Origin of the sequence: Niveispirillum sp. KHB5.9, from assembly GCF_048066115.1 — a bacterium.
Taxonomy (GTDB): domain Bacteria; phylum Pseudomonadota; class Alphaproteobacteria; order Azospirillales; family Azospirillaceae; genus Niveispirillum.
In genome coordinates, this window is record NZ_JBLTYX010000021.1 from 1 (window position 1) to 15,196 (window position 15,196).

The 15,196-nt window shown below is 65.8% G+C and carries 11 protein-coding genes; 3 read left to right on the forward strand and 8 right to left on the reverse strand.

From position 1 onward, the window contains the following. Nucleotides 1-104: 104 nt before the first annotated feature. On the reverse strand, nucleotides 105-1,205 hold the full coding sequence (locus ACM9HJ_RS25095; RefSeq protein WP_416574524.1) for an LLM class flavin-dependent oxidoreductase: 1,101 nt from the start codon (nucleotides 1,203-1,205) through the stop codon (nucleotides 105-107). 147 nt (nucleotides 1,206-1,352) lie between these two features. Continuing rightward, nucleotides 1,353-1,976 carry a helix-turn-helix domain-containing protein gene (locus ACM9HJ_RS25100; protein ID WP_416574525.1) on the reverse strand — a complete coding sequence of 208 codons (624 nt, stop codon included), beginning with the start codon at nucleotides 1,974-1,976 and terminating at the stop codon, nucleotides 1,353-1,355. Between the two features lie 210 nt (nucleotides 1,977-2,186). On the opposite strand from ACM9HJ_RS25100, the gene ACM9HJ_RS25105 reads away from it, so the two are divergent. Further along, nucleotides 2,187-2,768: a nitroreductase family protein gene (locus ACM9HJ_RS25105; RefSeq protein ID WP_416574526.1), complete on the forward strand. Its 582-nt coding sequence runs from the start codon at nucleotides 2,187-2,189 to the stop codon at nucleotides 2,766-2,768. A gap of 323 nt (nucleotides 2,769-3,091) precedes the next feature. On the opposite strand, the gene ACM9HJ_RS25110 is transcribed toward ACM9HJ_RS25105, so the two are convergent. From ACM9HJ_RS25110 to ACM9HJ_RS25135, 6 genes are all read right to left on the reverse strand, one after another. Further along, nucleotides 3,092-4,189, reverse strand: coding sequence for an ABC transporter substrate-binding protein (locus ACM9HJ_RS25110; RefSeq protein ID WP_416574527.1), 1,098 nt, complete (start codon nucleotides 4,187-4,189; stop codon nucleotides 3,092-3,094). 173 nt (nucleotides 4,190-4,362) lie between these two features. After that, the gene (locus ACM9HJ_RS25115) at nucleotides 4,363-5,154 is read right to left on the reverse strand and encodes a nucleotidyltransferase domain-containing protein (protein WP_416574528.1); all 792 of its coding nucleotides are present in this window, start codon (nucleotides 5,152-5,154) and stop codon (nucleotides 4,363-4,365) included. Between the two features lie 4 nt (nucleotides 5,155-5,158). Beyond that, the gene (locus ACM9HJ_RS25120; RefSeq protein WP_416574529.1) at nucleotides 5,159-6,151 is read right to left on the reverse strand and encodes a DNA polymerase beta superfamily protein; all 993 of its coding nucleotides are present in this window, start codon (nucleotides 6,149-6,151) and stop codon (nucleotides 5,159-5,161) included. Between the two features lie 55 nt (nucleotides 6,152-6,206). Next, nucleotides 6,207-8,063, reverse strand: a complete 1,857-nt coding sequence (locus ACM9HJ_RS25125; RefSeq protein ID WP_416574530.1) for an ABC transporter ATP-binding protein — start codon at nucleotides 8,061-8,063, stop codon at nucleotides 6,207-6,209. Between the two features lie 2 nt (nucleotides 8,064-8,065). After that, nucleotides 8,066-9,841 (reverse strand): ABC transporter ATP-binding protein, encoded by a 1,776-nt coding sequence (locus tag ACM9HJ_RS25130; protein ID WP_416574531.1) that lies wholly within the window; start codon nucleotides 9,839-9,841, stop codon nucleotides 8,066-8,068. A 37-nt stretch (nucleotides 9,842-9,878) separates the two neighbouring features. Continuing rightward, nucleotides 9,879-11,039 (reverse strand): LLM class flavin-dependent oxidoreductase, encoded by a 1,161-nt coding sequence (locus tag ACM9HJ_RS25135; protein ID WP_416574532.1) that lies wholly within the window; start codon nucleotides 11,037-11,039, stop codon nucleotides 9,879-9,881. Nucleotides 11,040-11,252: 213 nt separating this feature from the next. Between ACM9HJ_RS25135 and ACM9HJ_RS25140 the strand changes: the two genes are divergently transcribed. Then, nucleotides 11,253-13,100 (forward strand): ABC transporter ATP-binding protein, encoded by a 1,848-nt coding sequence (locus ACM9HJ_RS25140; RefSeq protein ID WP_416574533.1) that lies wholly within the window; start codon nucleotides 11,253-11,255, stop codon nucleotides 13,098-13,100. Continuing rightward, entirely contained in the window at nucleotides 13,097-14,905 is a 1,809-nt protein-coding gene (locus ACM9HJ_RS25145; protein WP_416574534.1) for an ABC transporter ATP-binding protein, read from the forward strand. Before ACM9HJ_RS25140 ends, ACM9HJ_RS25145 begins: the two co-directional genes overlap by 4 nt. Nucleotides 14,906-15,196 lie beyond the last annotated feature (291 nt).

Sequence of the window (15,196 nt, forward strand, 5' to 3'; positions counted from 1 at the left end):
GGGGCGTAGGTCAGGTCGAGGCGTCAGCCGAGCCCTGACGGCAAAGGCATGGGGCTTGTTCTGTCAGGGCTCGCCTTCGGCTCGACCTGACCTACGGATCTGGGTCAGGCGGCGGCGGAACGGTCGGCGGCGAGCAGGGCACGGACGCGGGGGATGACATGCTCACCCACGCGATAGGCCTCCTCCAGGTGCGGGTTGGCCCCCAAGAGGAACCGGTCGATGCCGGCGCGGGCATAGTCGGCCAGGGTGGCGGCCACGGTCTCGTACCCGCCGACCAGACCCACGCCTTCCTCCCCGCGCAGCGCGGCAAAACCGGCCCACTGGCCGTCGGTCTGGCGGAAACTGTCGAAGTCGGGGCGGTCGGCTTCTTCACCGGTCAGGGTCACGGTGCGGCTGCCCGCCGCCTCCCACTGTCGGCGTAGATGGGTCCAGGCGGCCTCGTCCGAATGGCGGGCGATGATATCGGCGGCCAGACCGAAGCGAACCTCCCGGCCGGACGCCCGGGCGCGGATATCGGCGATGCGGGCCTTCAACTGGTCCAGCGGGGCCGGGGTCAGCAGGTAGATGTCGGCATGGCGGGCGGCCAGCTCCAGCTCCCCCTCCGTATCCCCCGACAGGTGGATTTCCGGCAGGGGCTGGCCCGCCAGGGGACCGGCGAAGCCGCCCTTTTCCACTTCGTAATAGGCACCCTTGTAATCGAAGGGCGTGTCGCTCCAGAAGCCCTTGACGATGTCCAGGAACTCGCCGGTGCGGGCCACCTGCTCCTCGCGCGACCGCGAACGGCCATGCCAGGCGCCGTTCTGCCCATCATCGATGTGCAGGTGCCAGGCCAGCCGGCCGGCGGTCAGACGCTGGAAACTGGTGGCGATCTTGGCGGCATAGACCGGGGCGATGAACTGTGCCGGGAAGGAGGGCAGCAGCTTCAGCCGGCGGATTTCCCGCGCCAGCGCGCCGGCGACGATCAGCGGCTCTTCCCCGGCGGCGGTCTGCGGGATCGACAGCCCGTCGAACCCGGCCAGTTCCGCCGCGCGGGCCACCTGGACCAGCAGGTCGTAATAGGTGAAGCCGTCGCGGCGCGTGCCGGTGCGGGCGTAATCATGCCGGTGGCCGGTGGCGGGCGTGTAATCGCCCCGGTTCCAGTCCTGACGGTCGGCGGCGCGGCCATCGCCCTGGGGCGGAAGGCGCCAATAGAATTCGGTGGTCATCGCGGATACTCCATCCAAGCCCGCCCGGATCTCCTGGACCCACGGCGCGACTTCTGTTATATTGGAGAAACTGTCCGCTAAATTCACACCACCGGCGACGGCGTGTCAATATATTTTACACAATGATGTTATAGTGGATGGTGGATTTTACCCAACCGCCTGGGCATAGGTGATGACCATGTACATAACCGCCTCTTCCTCGCCGGGATTGGCGTAGGAATGGGGCAGGTCGGCGTTGAACCAGGTGGCATCGCCGGCATCCAGCGTCACATGGTCCATGCCGACGCTGATCTCGATCCGACCCTTGGTGACCACGATATTCTCGATGGTGCCGGGTGCGTGGGCGCTGGCCTTTTCCAGGCTGCGCGGCTTCATCACCAGTTCGTAGAATTCGGTCTTGCGGTCGCCCTCGAACGGGAACAGGGCGCGCGAGGTGAAGCTGCCATCCTTGGAGGTCAGCAGCTTGGCATCCGCCGCCCGCATGACGCGCAGATTGGCCCGCTCCCCGCCGCCCATCAGCGTGGAAAACGGGATATCCAGGGCGGACGTGATCTTCCACAGCAGGCCGATGGTCGGCATGGACCGGCCGGTTTCGATCTGGCCGATCATGGCGCGGCTGACGCCGGCGGCTTTGGCCAGCGCCTCCAGCGACAGGCCGCGCTTGGTGCGGATACGCTTCAGGTTGGCGCCGATCAGTTCGCCCAGCTCATCCGCACTGGTGTCGGGCTTCACCGCTTCCAGCGTGTCGTCCAGCATCTCGTCCTTGGCCATGGCGCAGCCCCGTTCCGCATCACAAGGGTTGTAAAGGCAGCATGGCACAGGATGCAAAAACATCCACTATATTTTACAAACGTATGTTATAACGTCCATCCAATATAGCGGCACTTTCGGCCCGAACGCCCGCCCCTGCGGTTTACAAGAGCCGCACCGGACTTGGCAAGCCGCGTGCCTGCATTTTCCTTGAGCTTCCGGAGCCTTTCCATGTCGAGCCGCCAAAGCGCGCATCCCGTATCCGCCCAATTCACCGACCGCTGGTCCGCCCGTTCCCTGACGGGGGAGGCGATCGACGACAGCGACCTGCTGACCCTGTTCGAGGCGGCGCGGTGGGCGCCGTCCGGTTTCAACCAACAGCCCTGGCGCTTCGTCTATGCCAAGCGCGACACGCCGCATTTCCCGCTGTTCCTGGAACTGCTGGCGGAGACCAACCGCGCCTGGGCCGCCAAGGCGGCGGCCATCGTCTTCGTGTTGTCGGAGAAGCGGTTCGAGCGCAATGGAGAATGGCATGACAGCACCTCGCACGCCTTCGATACCGGTGCCGCCGCTTTCAGCCTGTCCTTGCAGGCCAGCCTGCTGGGCTGGAACAGCCGCACGGTGGGCGGCATCAACCGTGGGGCGGCGAAGGAGGCACTAGGCGTGCCGGATGATTACGCCATCAATGTCGCCATCATCATCGGCAAGCGCGGCACGGTGGAGGAACTGCCGGAGAAGTTCCGGGCGCGCGAGGTGCTGAGCGACCGGTTGCCGCTGGACAGGATCGTGGCGGAAGGGCGGTTCGTGGCCTGATACGCAACACCGTGAAACGGGGTTGAGGGGGGCGTTGCGCGGGGATGGGCTTCCTGTTCCGTGCGGCGTTCCTGCGCAACCGGGTGAAACGGTTGTGGCGGTGGTGTTGCACAGGTGCTGGCAGCGTACGCTACGCAACATCGTGAAACGCCGTTGAATGCGACGTCGCACAGGGAATGTCCTGCGCAACGCCAATAGCCACGCGCGGAGACGCATGGTGGAAAAAGCCGGAATTCGAGTGATTACGGTCCGCAGGATAGCGCGGAATTGGGGCGGGTAACAAGAGAAACCGGGGCCCGTCCTGCGACGGGCCCCGATCCCTATCAGCCCCGGCTGTTCAACAGCTTGCGGGCCTCTTCCAGCGGCCTTGGATCGGCCCAGGCATGCAGGTCGAAATCATGGTCCAGGAAACCATGGACCCAGAGGAACTTCTTCTGCTGGTCGAACAGGGTCAGGCGTTCCTCGGACAGGTCGGGATGCAGGCTCTTGTTGAAGTCGGCACCATAGGCCTCCGTCACCGCATCCCGGCTGCCGCGGGTTTCGTCCTGAAGGATGTCCTTCACCCCTTCCAGATTGCCGGCGGCCCAATCGGCGGCGCGCAGGGTCTGGGCCAGGAAGCGGACCACCAGGTCGAAATGCTTTTCCAGCAGGTGATTGTTGACGGTGATCGGGCGCGGGGTGCCGTTATTCACCCGGAACCGGCGTTCGGGCAGCTTGTCCAGATCGATGCCGACCACGACGCCATACTGCTTGGCGGCATCGACGGCGGACGCACCTTTCACATAGACGGCATCGACATGGCCGGCCGCCAGCGCGTCCAGCGCCCAGAGTGCGCGCACGCCCTCGCCACGCGGATCATTGCCGCCAGCCAGATCGGCACCACGGCCATTGGCGCGGCCCGACCCGACCTCCACGAATTCGACATCGTCGAAGGTCAGGCCGGCGAAGGCCAGCGCCCCCTTGTAACCATGCAGCGACATGCCACGGGCGATGGAGGTGCCGCGCACATGGTCGGGGATGGGGTTGGCGTTGTAGCTGGGCAGGGCCAGCTTCTTGCCCTTCAGATGCTTGGGCTCGGTGATGCCGCTGTTGGGACGGACCAGGATGGATTGCCATTCATCGATCCAGGTCAGGCCGATCAGGCGGGTCGGCGCCCCTTGGGCCCGTGCCCCCAATGCCAACATATTACCACCCTCGCGGATCAGCGAGGGCAGGTCATGGTCGTAATGATGGCGGCGCAGCTGCTGCTGGCCGGTTTCCTGCAGGGTTTCCAGTTCGATCTTGTCATTGGTGAACTCTCCCCCCAGCCAGCCCAGCTTGTAGGCCAGACCCGTGGCGGTGGGCACGGGGCAGCGTGTGAACCAGATCTTGTCGAGCGTGCTGTTATCGGCCACGGGGGCCTGGGCGTGGATGTCGGGCATGGTGGATTCCTTATGATGCAAGGATTGTTGCGGGCACAGGCGGGCCGGCAACGTCGGCAAGGGTGCGCGACGTAGGCGAAAGGGCCGTGCAGGCGGGAATGGATGGTGATTTAACGCCTATACGTCTAATATATTAGACGACACTGTGCAAGCGACAATCAGCGGCGAGGCGTTCAGGATTGCGCCAGAGCGATGGCGCAGAAGGCCCGGTCGATGGCTGCCGCCGCCGCATCCCGGTCGCGGGCAGGCAGGGGCGGCGGGGTGGGGTCCAGCCGTTCGGCCAGGAACCGGTCCAAGACGGGGTCGTGGGGCTGCCGATCCTGTTCCCCGCCATTGGCCTTGCGGGCCACCAGGTCGGCGACGCGGGAACGCACATCGTCAGACGGCGTCAGGCCGGCCAGCAACGAGGGCATGTCCATCGGCGGTGGTGCATGCCGCCTGACCAGCCATTCTAGGCAGCAGGCGGCGCGCAGGGCATAACAATAATCCTTGGGCCGGGCGGCATCACCGCCTTCGCGCACCTTTTCCAGGCTGCGCCGGCCCAGATGCAGGTAATGGCCGGCCAGCGCATTGGGATCGGCGGCATCCGCCACCAATTGCCGGATGGTGGTGACGGACGGCGCCTCTGGCTGATAGGAGATGGGGGAGGACAGCCATTCCAGCAGGGCGGCATTGGAGCGCAGGGACAGTTGCAGCGCCTTGCGCAGGTCCCAGCCGCCAATATCCAGGACCGGGTCGATGGGCCGTTCGATCACGTCACGCTGCGGCGTCACCGACAGATAGTCGGCGACGGGGCGCAGATAGACGAAGCGCACGTCATAATCGCTGTCGCGCGATGGGAAGCCCCAGGACCGGCTGCCGGATTCGATGGCGAACAGGATGGTGACCCTGTTCTCCGCCGCCATCCGGTCCAGTTCCGCCTGGACCCGGACGCGCATGGCGGGATCGATGGCTTCATGGCTCATCTCGTCAGGCTCCGTCGCAGATGCGGGCGCGGTGGGCCCGCAGGACCAGCGTTTCCATATAGTCCATGTCCGGCTGGTCGGGCAGGGGGGAGGCGGTGGCCGCCGCTTCCGCCTGTGCCATCAGGGCTTCCACCATTTCCTCCACCCTGTCCACGGGCACCAGCCCCTGGCGGATGGACAGGATTTCGGCGGCGTCGGGCAGGGGCAGGGTGATGTGGCCGCTGGTCAGCAGTTCCAGCGTCTGCCGGCCGATCCGCACGGCGTGCGCCATGCTTTTCCAGTCGATGCCGCCGGCGGCGGCGGTATCCAGGCTGCGGCGGCCATAATCGGCCAGCAGCCGTTCCACCACATCGCGCGCATTGCGGATGCCAGCCTGGAAGGACAGTTTCTTGCCGCAGACCTCTAGATGGCGGACCCGGTTGCCACCCGGCATGTCCAGATCGACGAAGCCGATATGGGGACCGGTATCGGCCAGACCCGCCTGCGGGTCGGCCGTGCCCAGGGCGGCACCCGGCCCGTGGAGCGCCTCCGCCGCGTTCAGCCAGTCGAGCGCCAGACGGGCGGCATTAAGGCGCTGGCCACGCTCACCGAAACGGTGGGCCTGACGCTGGCAATAGCGCAGGGCGGCTTCGACCTTGCGCGACAGGAAACGGTGGCGGTTGGCCTGGATTTCCCGCCAAAGCGGGTGCGGCGCGCCGATCAGGGCACTGTCGGGGGCGAACAGCATCTCCAGCGCCAGGGTCTGGCCTTCCGCCAGCAGGTCCAGATAGCGCTGCAGGCTGAACAGGTCGCGGTCGATGGCGCCGGGGGCGTTCTTCTGCCCATGGGCCTTGTCCGGTCCTTCATTGATGGTGGCGGGGACGCGTTGCAGCAGGATGTCGCGGACGGCGGGCAGAAACACGCCCTTGTAATCCAGATCGGATTGCGGGGTGGCCGTGCCGTAGAGGTGCGAGCCGCCCCACATTTCCACGATCAGTTCCACGGCCGGTCCCCGCAACCCGTCACATCCCAGTCATGGGGGTACCCGACATCGGCGGCGGGTGCAATGATGGTCACCCCACCGGCACCGCCCCCGATACTAGCCCAAGTGTATTCGCCTCATACGCCCGGTAGAGCCCGGCATAGGCACCGCCGGCGCCGATCAGGGCCTGGTGGCTGCCGATTTCCACGACGCGGCCCTGGCGGATCACGGCGATGCGGTCGGCGTCGCGGATGGTGGCCAGGCGATGGGCGATGATGATCGATGTGCGGCCTTCACACAGGCGGCGCAAGGCGCGCTGGATGCGGCGTTCGGTGTGGACATCCACGGCCGATGTCGCCTCGTCCAGCACCAGCACGGCCGGGTCGGCGATATAGGCGCGGACCAGGCAGACGAGTTGGCGCTGGCCCAGGCTGAGATGGCTGCCCATGGGGCCGACCTGGGTTTGGTAGGCGTGCGGCAGGCTTTCCAGCACTTCATCCGCACCCAGATCGCGGGCAGCGGCGATCAGATCGTCGTCGCTGGCGCCGGGGCGGGCCAGGCGCAGATTGTCCAGGATGGTGCCACCGAACAGGACATTGTCCTGCAACACCACGCCGACATGCCGGCGCAGGCTGCGCTGTGACAAGGTGCGGACATCATGGCCGTCGATGGTCACCGCCCCGCCATTGGCGTCGTAGAAGCGGGTGAGAAGCTGGACCAGGGTGCTTTTGCCATGGCCGGTGGGGCCGACGATGGCCAGCACTTCGCCGGCCTTGATATGCAGGTCCAGTTCCTTGATCACCGGTTCCGGGCGGCGCGGGTCATAGGCGAAGCGGACATTGTGGAAGCCGACATCACCGCGCACGGCGGGCAGATCGACGGCATCGTCGGCATCAACGATGTCGGGCTTGGTATCCAGGGTCAGGAAGATGCGCTGGGCGCAGGCGGAGCCATTGGCATAGCGTTCGAACAGGTCGTTCAACTCCTGCAGGGGCCCTAAGAACTGGAACACGAAGAACAGGCTTTGCGCCAGTTGCCCCACCGTGATCTCCCCCAGCGCCAGGCCGCGGGCACCGACCACCAGCATCACCGCCATGCCGGCCGTGGTCAGCACGGCGGTGAAGGGGGCGAACCAACCGGCGCGGATATTGCCGCTGACCAGGGCCCAGGAAAAATCCCTTACCAGCCAGGAGTAACGGTCCCAGTTCTGCTGTTCGCGCACCATCTGCTGGATCAGGCGCACACCCGACACGCTTTCCACCAGATGCGCGGTGAAGCGGCTGCGCGCCTCCGCCACCCGCGCCCAGTTGCGTTGCGACACCCGCTTGAACAGGATGGTGGCGCCGACCAGTACGGGCACGATGCCGGCCAGGGACAGGAACAGGTCGTGGCTGATGGTCCAGAGCAGGATGCCGGCCAGCCCGCAGCGCAGCAGGGCGGACAGCAGCTCCGGCGGACCCTGGATCAGCAGGGGTTCCAGCGTGTCGACATCGCGGTCGACGCGGGAGATGATGCGGCCGGCCTTGGTACGGTCGAAATAACCGACGCTGAGCCCCTGGACATGGGCGAAGACCTGGATGCGCAACCCGTTCAGCACCTTGAGTGCCGCCGTGCTGGCCAGATAGCGCGACAGGCCGCCCAGGGCGAAGCGTAGGGCCCAGGTGGTGAACAGGCCGATGGCGGCCCAGAGGATAACCTGATTTTGCGTCTGCCAATGGTCGCCGACCTTGATGAAACCATGGTCGATGACATAGCCGATGAAGAAGGGCCGCAGGAACACGGCCACGGCCAACAGTGCCTCGATCCCGATGACCGCCGCAATACGGTGGCTTACGGGGCCGAGCAGCGGCAGGAGGCGTTTGGCCATGGATCGGTTCAGCGACTGTTTGGCCAGATGCTCCTCGATCTCGATATCGGACAGGGCTTTCAGATTGCGGTTGGGCGGCATCGTCAGATCCCCATCAGATCGCGATAGGCTTGATTGGTGGCGGCCAGCTCCTCATGCGTGCCGCTGGCGGCGATGCGGCCATCGGCCAGCAGCAGCACCCGGTCGGCCATCAGGATGGTCGAGAGTTTGGAGGAGACGACCAGCAGGGTGACGTCGCGCAGGCCCCGGATATTTTCCAGCACGCGGCGTTCGGTGGCGGCGTCCAGCGCGCTGGTGGCGTCGTCCAGGGCCAGGATGGAGGCACCGGACAGCAGCGCGCGGGCCAGGCATAGGCGCTGGCGCTGGCCACCCGACAGGGTGACGCCCCGGTCGCCCAGACGCGTGTCGAAGCCGTCGGGCAGATGGTCCAGGATTTCCTCACCCGCCGCCAAAGCCAGAGCGTGGTGCAAATCCTCGTCGCTGGCCTCCGGCTTGGCGAAGCGCAGATTGGCGGCGAGACTGTCGGAGAACAGGAAGCTTTCCTGCGGCACGACATGCACGTGACGGCGCAAAGACCCGGTTTCCAGCACGCGGATATCGGCCCAGCCGCGCGTGTCGGACCCGACCAGGATCGACCCGCCATCGATATCGGCCAGACGCGGCAGCAGGCTGAGGATAGCGCTTTTGCCCGATCCGGTATTGCCGACGATGGCCACGATCTCCCCTGGATCGGCCCGCAACGACAGGTCGCGCAGGATGTCGCGACCACCACCAGGGGCGGCCAGCCGCACCCGTTCCAGGCGGATGCCCAGCAGGCCGGCGGCCAGGGTGCGGTCGCCGGGCTTGATCGCCGGTTCCTCATCCAGTAAATCCCAGATGCGGCCAGCGGATGCGCGGGCATCGGCGAAGGTCTGGATGACGGTGCCGATGCCTTCCACCCGCAGGACCAGGGTGTTGGCGGCCAGCAATGAAGCCACCAGCCCGCCCACCGTCAACTGGTCCGTCCCCACCAGCAGCGCGCCGTAACCCAGCACCCAGACATGGGAGATGGCGACGATGGTCTGTGGCAGGGGGATGTTGCGGGTGGCATAGGCGATGGCGTCGCGCGCGGCGTCGGTGAAGCGGGTGACCTGGGCCTGGAAGCGGCCGATGCGGGTTTCCTCCAGCCCGAAGGCCTTGACCACGCGCACGCCGTTGATGCCTTCCGACAAATCCTGGTTCACGGCGTCGTACGCCTCACCCACCACGCGGTCGAGCGCCACCAGCCGGTCGGCCTGGCGCATCAGCACGGTCAGGCCGGTCAGCATGGCCAGCAGCGGTACGATGCCCAGGGTGGGCGCGTACCAGAACAGGATGGCGACGGAGGAGACGAGCACCATGCCCGTTTCCACCACCTGCCGCCAGAAACCGACCAATGCGTCGCGGACCTTGTCGCTGTCGCGGGTGGTGCGGGTGATCAACTCACCGATGCCGTGGCGCCAGTGATAGGTGAGATCCAGGCGCTGCACCTGGGACAGGATGCGCTCGCGTATCAGCGTCAGCAGTTCCTGGCCGATGATCAGGGCCAGCACGCCCGCCCCGTACTGTATGGCCGAACGCAATGTGGCCAGCCCGATCAGGGCCGCCAGCCAGAACCAGGCCCGGTCGAAATCCAGCCCGCCGTCGGGCAGGAGCTTTACGACCTGCCCGTTGCGCACCTCGTCCACCGCGTGGCCGATCAGCCATTGCTGCCAGGCCATGGAGCCGTTGACGATGGCGTACAGCAGCGCGGTGGCCGTGAAGCGCACCGGCATCTCCCGGTAGATGGCGAGCAGGCGCAGCAGGGGCGAGGCGGCCAGGAAGGGTTTGGTGGTCGCCATGATATTTCCGTTCGAAATAGGAATGACGGAACGCGGATTACTCCGCCGCCTCGGCGAACTTCGCCTTGCGCCCGCGCACCAGGGGGATGACTTCCTCGCCGATGCGGTAGGCTTCCTCCAGATGCGGGGAGCCGGCCAGGATGAAGCCTTCGACGCCGAGATTGATCAGCGTGTCGATGCGCGCCGCCGCCGTCTCATACGATCCGACCACGCCCAGGGGCGTGCCCTGGCCGCCCAGGACGCCCAGGCCGGAGAAGAAACCGTCGATCTGCAAATCCTTGGGGTCCTTGTCGCGCGAGGGGACAAGGTGCGGGGGCAGGGGCGAGCCGATGCCGTCGCCGCGGCCACGGGCCTTCAGCTGGCGGTCGCGTTCGTCCCAATCGACATTGGTCCAGGCGCGGCGCACCTCGTCCCAGGCTTCCTCTTCCGTCTCCCGCGCCAGGATGTTGAAGCGCACGGCGGGTTTGACCTTGCGGCCTTCCTTCGACGCCAGTTCGCGCACCCGGTCGAACTTGATGCGCAGGTTTTCCAGCGGTTCCATATGGGTCAGGTTGAAATCGGCATGCTTGCCCTGGGCCTCTAGTGCGGCATTGGACGAGCCGGCGAAATAGAGGCTGGGGAAGGCCTGGCCGGCCAGGGGGGTGGGCAGCTGGGCATTGTCCAGCTGGAAGAATTTTCCCTGATAGGAGAAGGGCTTGCCTTCCCACAGACCCTTGAACACATCCAGGAACTCGGTGGTGCGGGTATAGCGGTCATCATGGGCGATGCGATCGCCCCACCAGAGCTGCGACGGGCCGCCGCCGCCGGTGATGATGTTGAAATTCAGCCGCCCGCCCGACAGGCGCTGCAGACTGGCCGCTGCCTTGGCAGCGTAAGCGGGGTCGATCCAGGCCGGCTGGAAGGCGATCATGAATTTGAAGGCCTTGGTGTGGCGCGCGATGGCCGCACCGATCACCCAGGGATCGTCGGTATTGGGAAAGGACGGCACCAGACCACCATCGAAGCCGGCCAGTTCCGCCGCCCGCGCGATTTCCAGCAGATGGTCGTGATAGGGGATGCCGTCGGGCTGTTCCCCGCCGACCAGACCGGGCGCCTGATTGCCCGCCTTCAGCGGACCCCAGTCGCCGCGCGTGTCATGCGGCAGGGAGACGTCGGCGCGATCGCCATGCGTGGGCAGGCGCCAGTGGAACTCAACCATCGAAACCTCCATCGATACCGTCCTGGCTCACCAATTCGGCCGGGGCGGTGTCTGGAGGAAGAATGACAATATAACAGACATAATGCAATTATAATGTACGACACGCCGTCGTTATAACAGATGCCATCCCTGCGTCCGGCGCGGTTGAATGACAATATATTGCCTGATATGGGGTTATATTGACATCGAAAAATCCGACCCGGACGGCAGAAAATGGCGCCAGCCCAAGCGACCGATGACTGGAAAAGCCTGCCCACGCTGGATGCGCGCGGCATGCCACGGGTGCTGGCGCGGCTGGCCGGTCTGGCCTGGCGCCATCCGGGCCGGTGCTTGGCGGCGCTGGGCTGCGCCCTGCTGTCGGCGGTGCTGGGGCTGGTGACGCCGGGGCTGCTGGCGGCGGCGGTGGACCGGGCGCATGGGCTGCTGTCCGCCGGTGGGGCCGGGCAGGAGCAGGCGGTTTCGGCGCTGTGGTTCATCGCCCTGCTGACGGTGGCCGCCGGGCTGGGGCGCGGTATCGCCACGGGGCTGCAGGGTTATTTCGGGGAATATGTGGCGCAGCGCGTTGGGCTGGACCTGCGGCTGGAATTTTTCCGGAAATTGCAGGGGCTGGGGGCCGCCTATCATGACGGCATGCATTCCGGCGAACTGATCACGCGCGGCATGCTGGACCTGGAGGGGGTGCGCACCTTCCTGGAATCGGGGCTGCTGCGGCTGGTGGTGCTTTTGCTGCTGGTCGGGGTGGGAAGCTGGCGGTTGCTGCATGTCGATGCGGTGACGGGGGCGCTGGCCCTGTCCTTCGTGCCGTTCGTGGTGTGGCGGGCGACGCGGATGGGCGCGCGGTTGCGCGTGTCCTGGGTGCGGTTGCAGCAGCTGATGGGCCGCATCACCCGCACCATGGAAGAGAATTTGCAGGGCGTGCGCGTGGTGCGCGCCTTTGCCGGTACGGATTTCGAGATGGCGAAGTTCGACCAGGCATCGGAAGCCGCCTTGCTGCTGTCCAACCGCCGCATCACGCTCAGGACCGGGTCGGTGACCATCATGAACCTGGCCTATTATAGCGCCATGGCCGCCGTGCTGCTGATCGGCGGACAGCGAGTGGCGGCGGGGCTGCTGTCGGTGGGCGGGCTGACGGAAATCCTCGCTTTCATGACCATCCTGCAACAGCCGGTGCGGCAGGTGGGCATGGTGGTCAATTCCAGCGCGCGGGCGGCATCTTCGGGCGCGCGGCTGTTCGAGGTGTTGGACCAAAGGCCCGACATCGTGGAGAGGCCGGACGCACCCGATCTGAAGGTGGGTGAGGGGGTGCTGCGGTTCGAGAATGTCGGGTTTGCCTATCCGGGCGGGGCGACGGCCGCCGTGACGCTGAAGAATATCAGCTTTGCAGTGCGGCGGGGCCGCAGCCTGGGCATTGTCGGCCCGCCGGGCAGCGGCAAGTCCACCATCGCCAAGCTGATCCCCCGTTTCTACGACGTCGATAGCGGTCGCATCACCATTGATGAGCAGGATATCCGCGATGTCAGCCTGTCGTCGCTGCGCCGGGCGGCGTTGGTGGTGCAGCAGGATGTGTTCCTGTTCGACATCTCCATCGCCGACAATATCGCCTATGCCGATCCCGAGGCGGGGCGGGAGGCGATCGGGGAGGCGGCGGAGACCGCCCAGTTCCATGATTTCGTTGCCACTCTGCCCGAAGGCTATGACAGTTCGGTGGGGGAGCGCGGGGTGGGCCTGTCGGGCGGGCAGCGCCAGCGGGTGGCCATCGCCCGCGGCCTGCTGGCCCGGCCGTCGGTGATGGTGCTGGATGACAGCACGGCGGCCATCGATGCGGTGACGGAGCGACGGCTGTCGGCGGCTTTGGACCAGGCGCTGGAGAATGCCGCCACCATCATCATCGCCCACCGCCTGGCCAGCCTGCGCCGGGCGGATGAGATCATCGTGCTGGACGAGGGCGGCATCGTGGAGCGCGGCAGCCATGAGGGGCTGCTGGCGCTGGACGGCCGCTACGCCGCGCTGTGGCGGTTGCAGAACGAGACGGCACCTTTGGCCCTGGAGACGGCGATATGAGTGTTTCCACCCTGATCACCCGGCGTCATGGGCAGGAGGAGCGCGACCTGGGTGACGAGGAGGGCTTTGCCCGCCTGGATGGCCAGGTCTTCCGCCGCTTCTGGAGTTTCGTGCGCCCTTATCGCCGGCAGCTGGGCGTGGCGCTGGGGTCGGTGCTGCTCTACACGCTGGCGCAGGTGGCGCTGCCGGTCAGCATCCGCCATGCGGTGGATGCGGCCGTGGGGCAGGGGACGGTGGGGCTGGATACGGCGCTGGCCCTGTTCGCCCTGCTGCTGGCGGTGAATGGCGTTTTCAGCTTCCTGCAGGAATGGCTGTCGGCGCGGCTGGCGCAGCGGGTGATCTTCGATCTGCGCCGCGCGATGTTCGCGCATCTGCAGGCGGTGTCGCTGTCCTTTCTGGACCAGATGCAGGTGGGGCGGCTGATGTCGCGCCTGCAGGGTGACGTCAATTCCTTGCAGGAATTCCTGGAACAGTCGGTGACGGCGCTGGGCGACCTGTTCCTGCTGGTCGGCATCACCGCCGTACTGTTATGGATGGATTGGAAGCTGGGCTTGCTGACCCTGGCGCTGCTGCCGGTGCTGGTTGGTATCCGGGCCTTATGGCTGCCCTGGGCACAGGCGCGGTTTAGGCGGGCGCGGGCCACATCGTCCATCGTCAATGCGGCCTTGGCGGAGAATATCGCCGGCATCCGTACCGTGCAGGAACATCGGCGGGAAGCGTTCAATCTGGGTATCTATCGCCGCAAGGCGGAGGATAATTTCAAGGCGCAGACGGATTCTGCCTGGGCGGGACAGCTGATGGTGCCGACGGTCGATGCGCTGACCGGGGCGGCCATGGCCATCATCATCGTGGTGGGCGGCAATGCCGTGCTTTCGGGCGACCTGAATGTCGGCGTCATGGTGGCGTACATCTTCTATGTGCAGCGCTTCTTCGACCCGATCCGTACCCTGTCACTGCAATATACGGTGCTGCAACGCGCCGTGACGGCGGGCCATCGCATCTTCGAGGTGCTGGATGTGCCCCTCACCATCCAGGACAAGCATGACGCCACGCCGCTGGGCGATGTGCCGCCATCGGTGGAACTGCGCCATGTCACGTTCGGGTACCGACCGGGATTGCCGGTGCTGCATGATATCGACCTGAAAGTGAAGCCGGGCCAGACATTGGCCCTGGTCGGGCCCACCGGGTCCGGCAAGTCATCCATCGCCGCCCTGGTGCATCGTTTCTTCGATGTCTGGGATGGGGAAGTGCGCATCGGCGGGCGCGACGTGCGTGACGTCACACAGGCATCGCTGGGTAAATCCATCGCCATGGTGTTGCAGGACCCGTTCCTGTTCACCGGCAGCATCCTGGACAATATCCGTTATCTTGACGGGACCGTCAGCCGGGAGCGGGTGGAGGAGGCCTGCCGCGCGGTCAGCGCCCATGATTTCATCATGCGCCTGCCCGATGGGTACGACACGCAGCTGGGCCAGCGCGGTGGCAACCTGTCGGTGGGCCAGCGGCAGTTGATCAGCTTCGCCCGCGCCCTGGTCGCCGATCCCAAAATCCTGATCCTGGATGAGGCGACGGCCAATATCGACAGTTTCACCGAACAATCGATCCAGAAGGCCCTGCGCGTGCTGTGCCGGGGCCGGACCAGCATCATCATCGCCCACCGTCTGGCCACCGTGCGCGATGCCGATATCATCGCCGTGCTGCGCCAGGGGCGGATTGTGGAACAGGGCAATCACGCCAGCCTGCTGGCCAAGGGCGAGCTGTATGCCCGGCTGCACGCCAGCAACCGCGCCGGTGACGAGCATTGATTTCACATAATCCACATTCCTGAAATGTTGTTCTGGATAAAATTTTCACATTTTCCACAAAGATGTTATTGCGGCGCATCATCCAATATATTAGACATGCATCTGTCATCCTGAAGTGACGGGATGGCGGGCCGGTGTCGCCAGTGGGGCGGCGGGTCCCGCGAACAAGGATGGATGTCGATGAGCGCCATCGCCGTGAAGGCAAAGACCAGCTGTTGATCGGGACCGCCGGCCGCATGCGCCCGTGAGCGCGCCGCCGGTCCGGTCCCCTGACAACAACCCCCCGGATAA

Bases quoted from the DNA above. Each gene is read 5' to 3' on its own strand.
- ACM9HJ_RS25105 (WP_416574526.1), top strand. From the start codon at position 2,187: ATGTCGAGCCGCCAAAGCGCGCATCCCGTATCCGCCCAATTCACCGAC.
- ACM9HJ_RS25135 (WP_416574532.1), bottom strand. From the start codon at position 11,039: ATGGTTGAGTTCCACTGGCGCCTGCCCACGCATGGCGATCGCGCCGAC.
- ACM9HJ_RS25095 (WP_416574524.1), bottom strand. From the start codon at position 1,205: ATGACCACCGAATTCTATTGGCGCCTTCCGCCCCAGGGCGATGGCCGC.
- ACM9HJ_RS25110 (WP_416574527.1), bottom strand. From the start codon at position 4,189: ATGCCCGACATCCACGCCCAGGCCCCCGTGGCCGATAACAGCACGCTC.
- ACM9HJ_RS25125 (WP_416574530.1), bottom strand. From the start codon at position 8,063: ATGCCGCCCAACCGCAATCTGAAAGCCCTGTCCGATATCGAGATCGAG.
- ACM9HJ_RS25115 (WP_416574528.1), bottom strand. From the start codon at position 5,154: ATGAGCCATGAAGCCATCGATCCCGCCATGCGCGTCCGGGTCCAGGCG.
- ACM9HJ_RS25130 (WP_416574531.1), bottom strand. From the start codon at position 9,841: ATGGCGACCACCAAACCCTTCCTGGCCGCCTCGCCCCTGCTGCGCCTG.
- ACM9HJ_RS25100 (WP_416574525.1), bottom strand. From the start codon at position 1,976: ATGGCCAAGGACGAGATGCTGGACGACACGCTGGAAGCGGTGAAGCCC.
- ACM9HJ_RS25145 (WP_416574534.1), top strand. From the start codon at position 13,097: ATGAGTGTTTCCACCCTGATCACCCGGCGTCATGGGCAGGAGGAGCGC.
- ACM9HJ_RS25140 (WP_416574533.1), top strand. From the start codon at position 11,253: ATGGCGCCAGCCCAAGCGACCGATGACTGGAAAAGCCTGCCCACGCTG.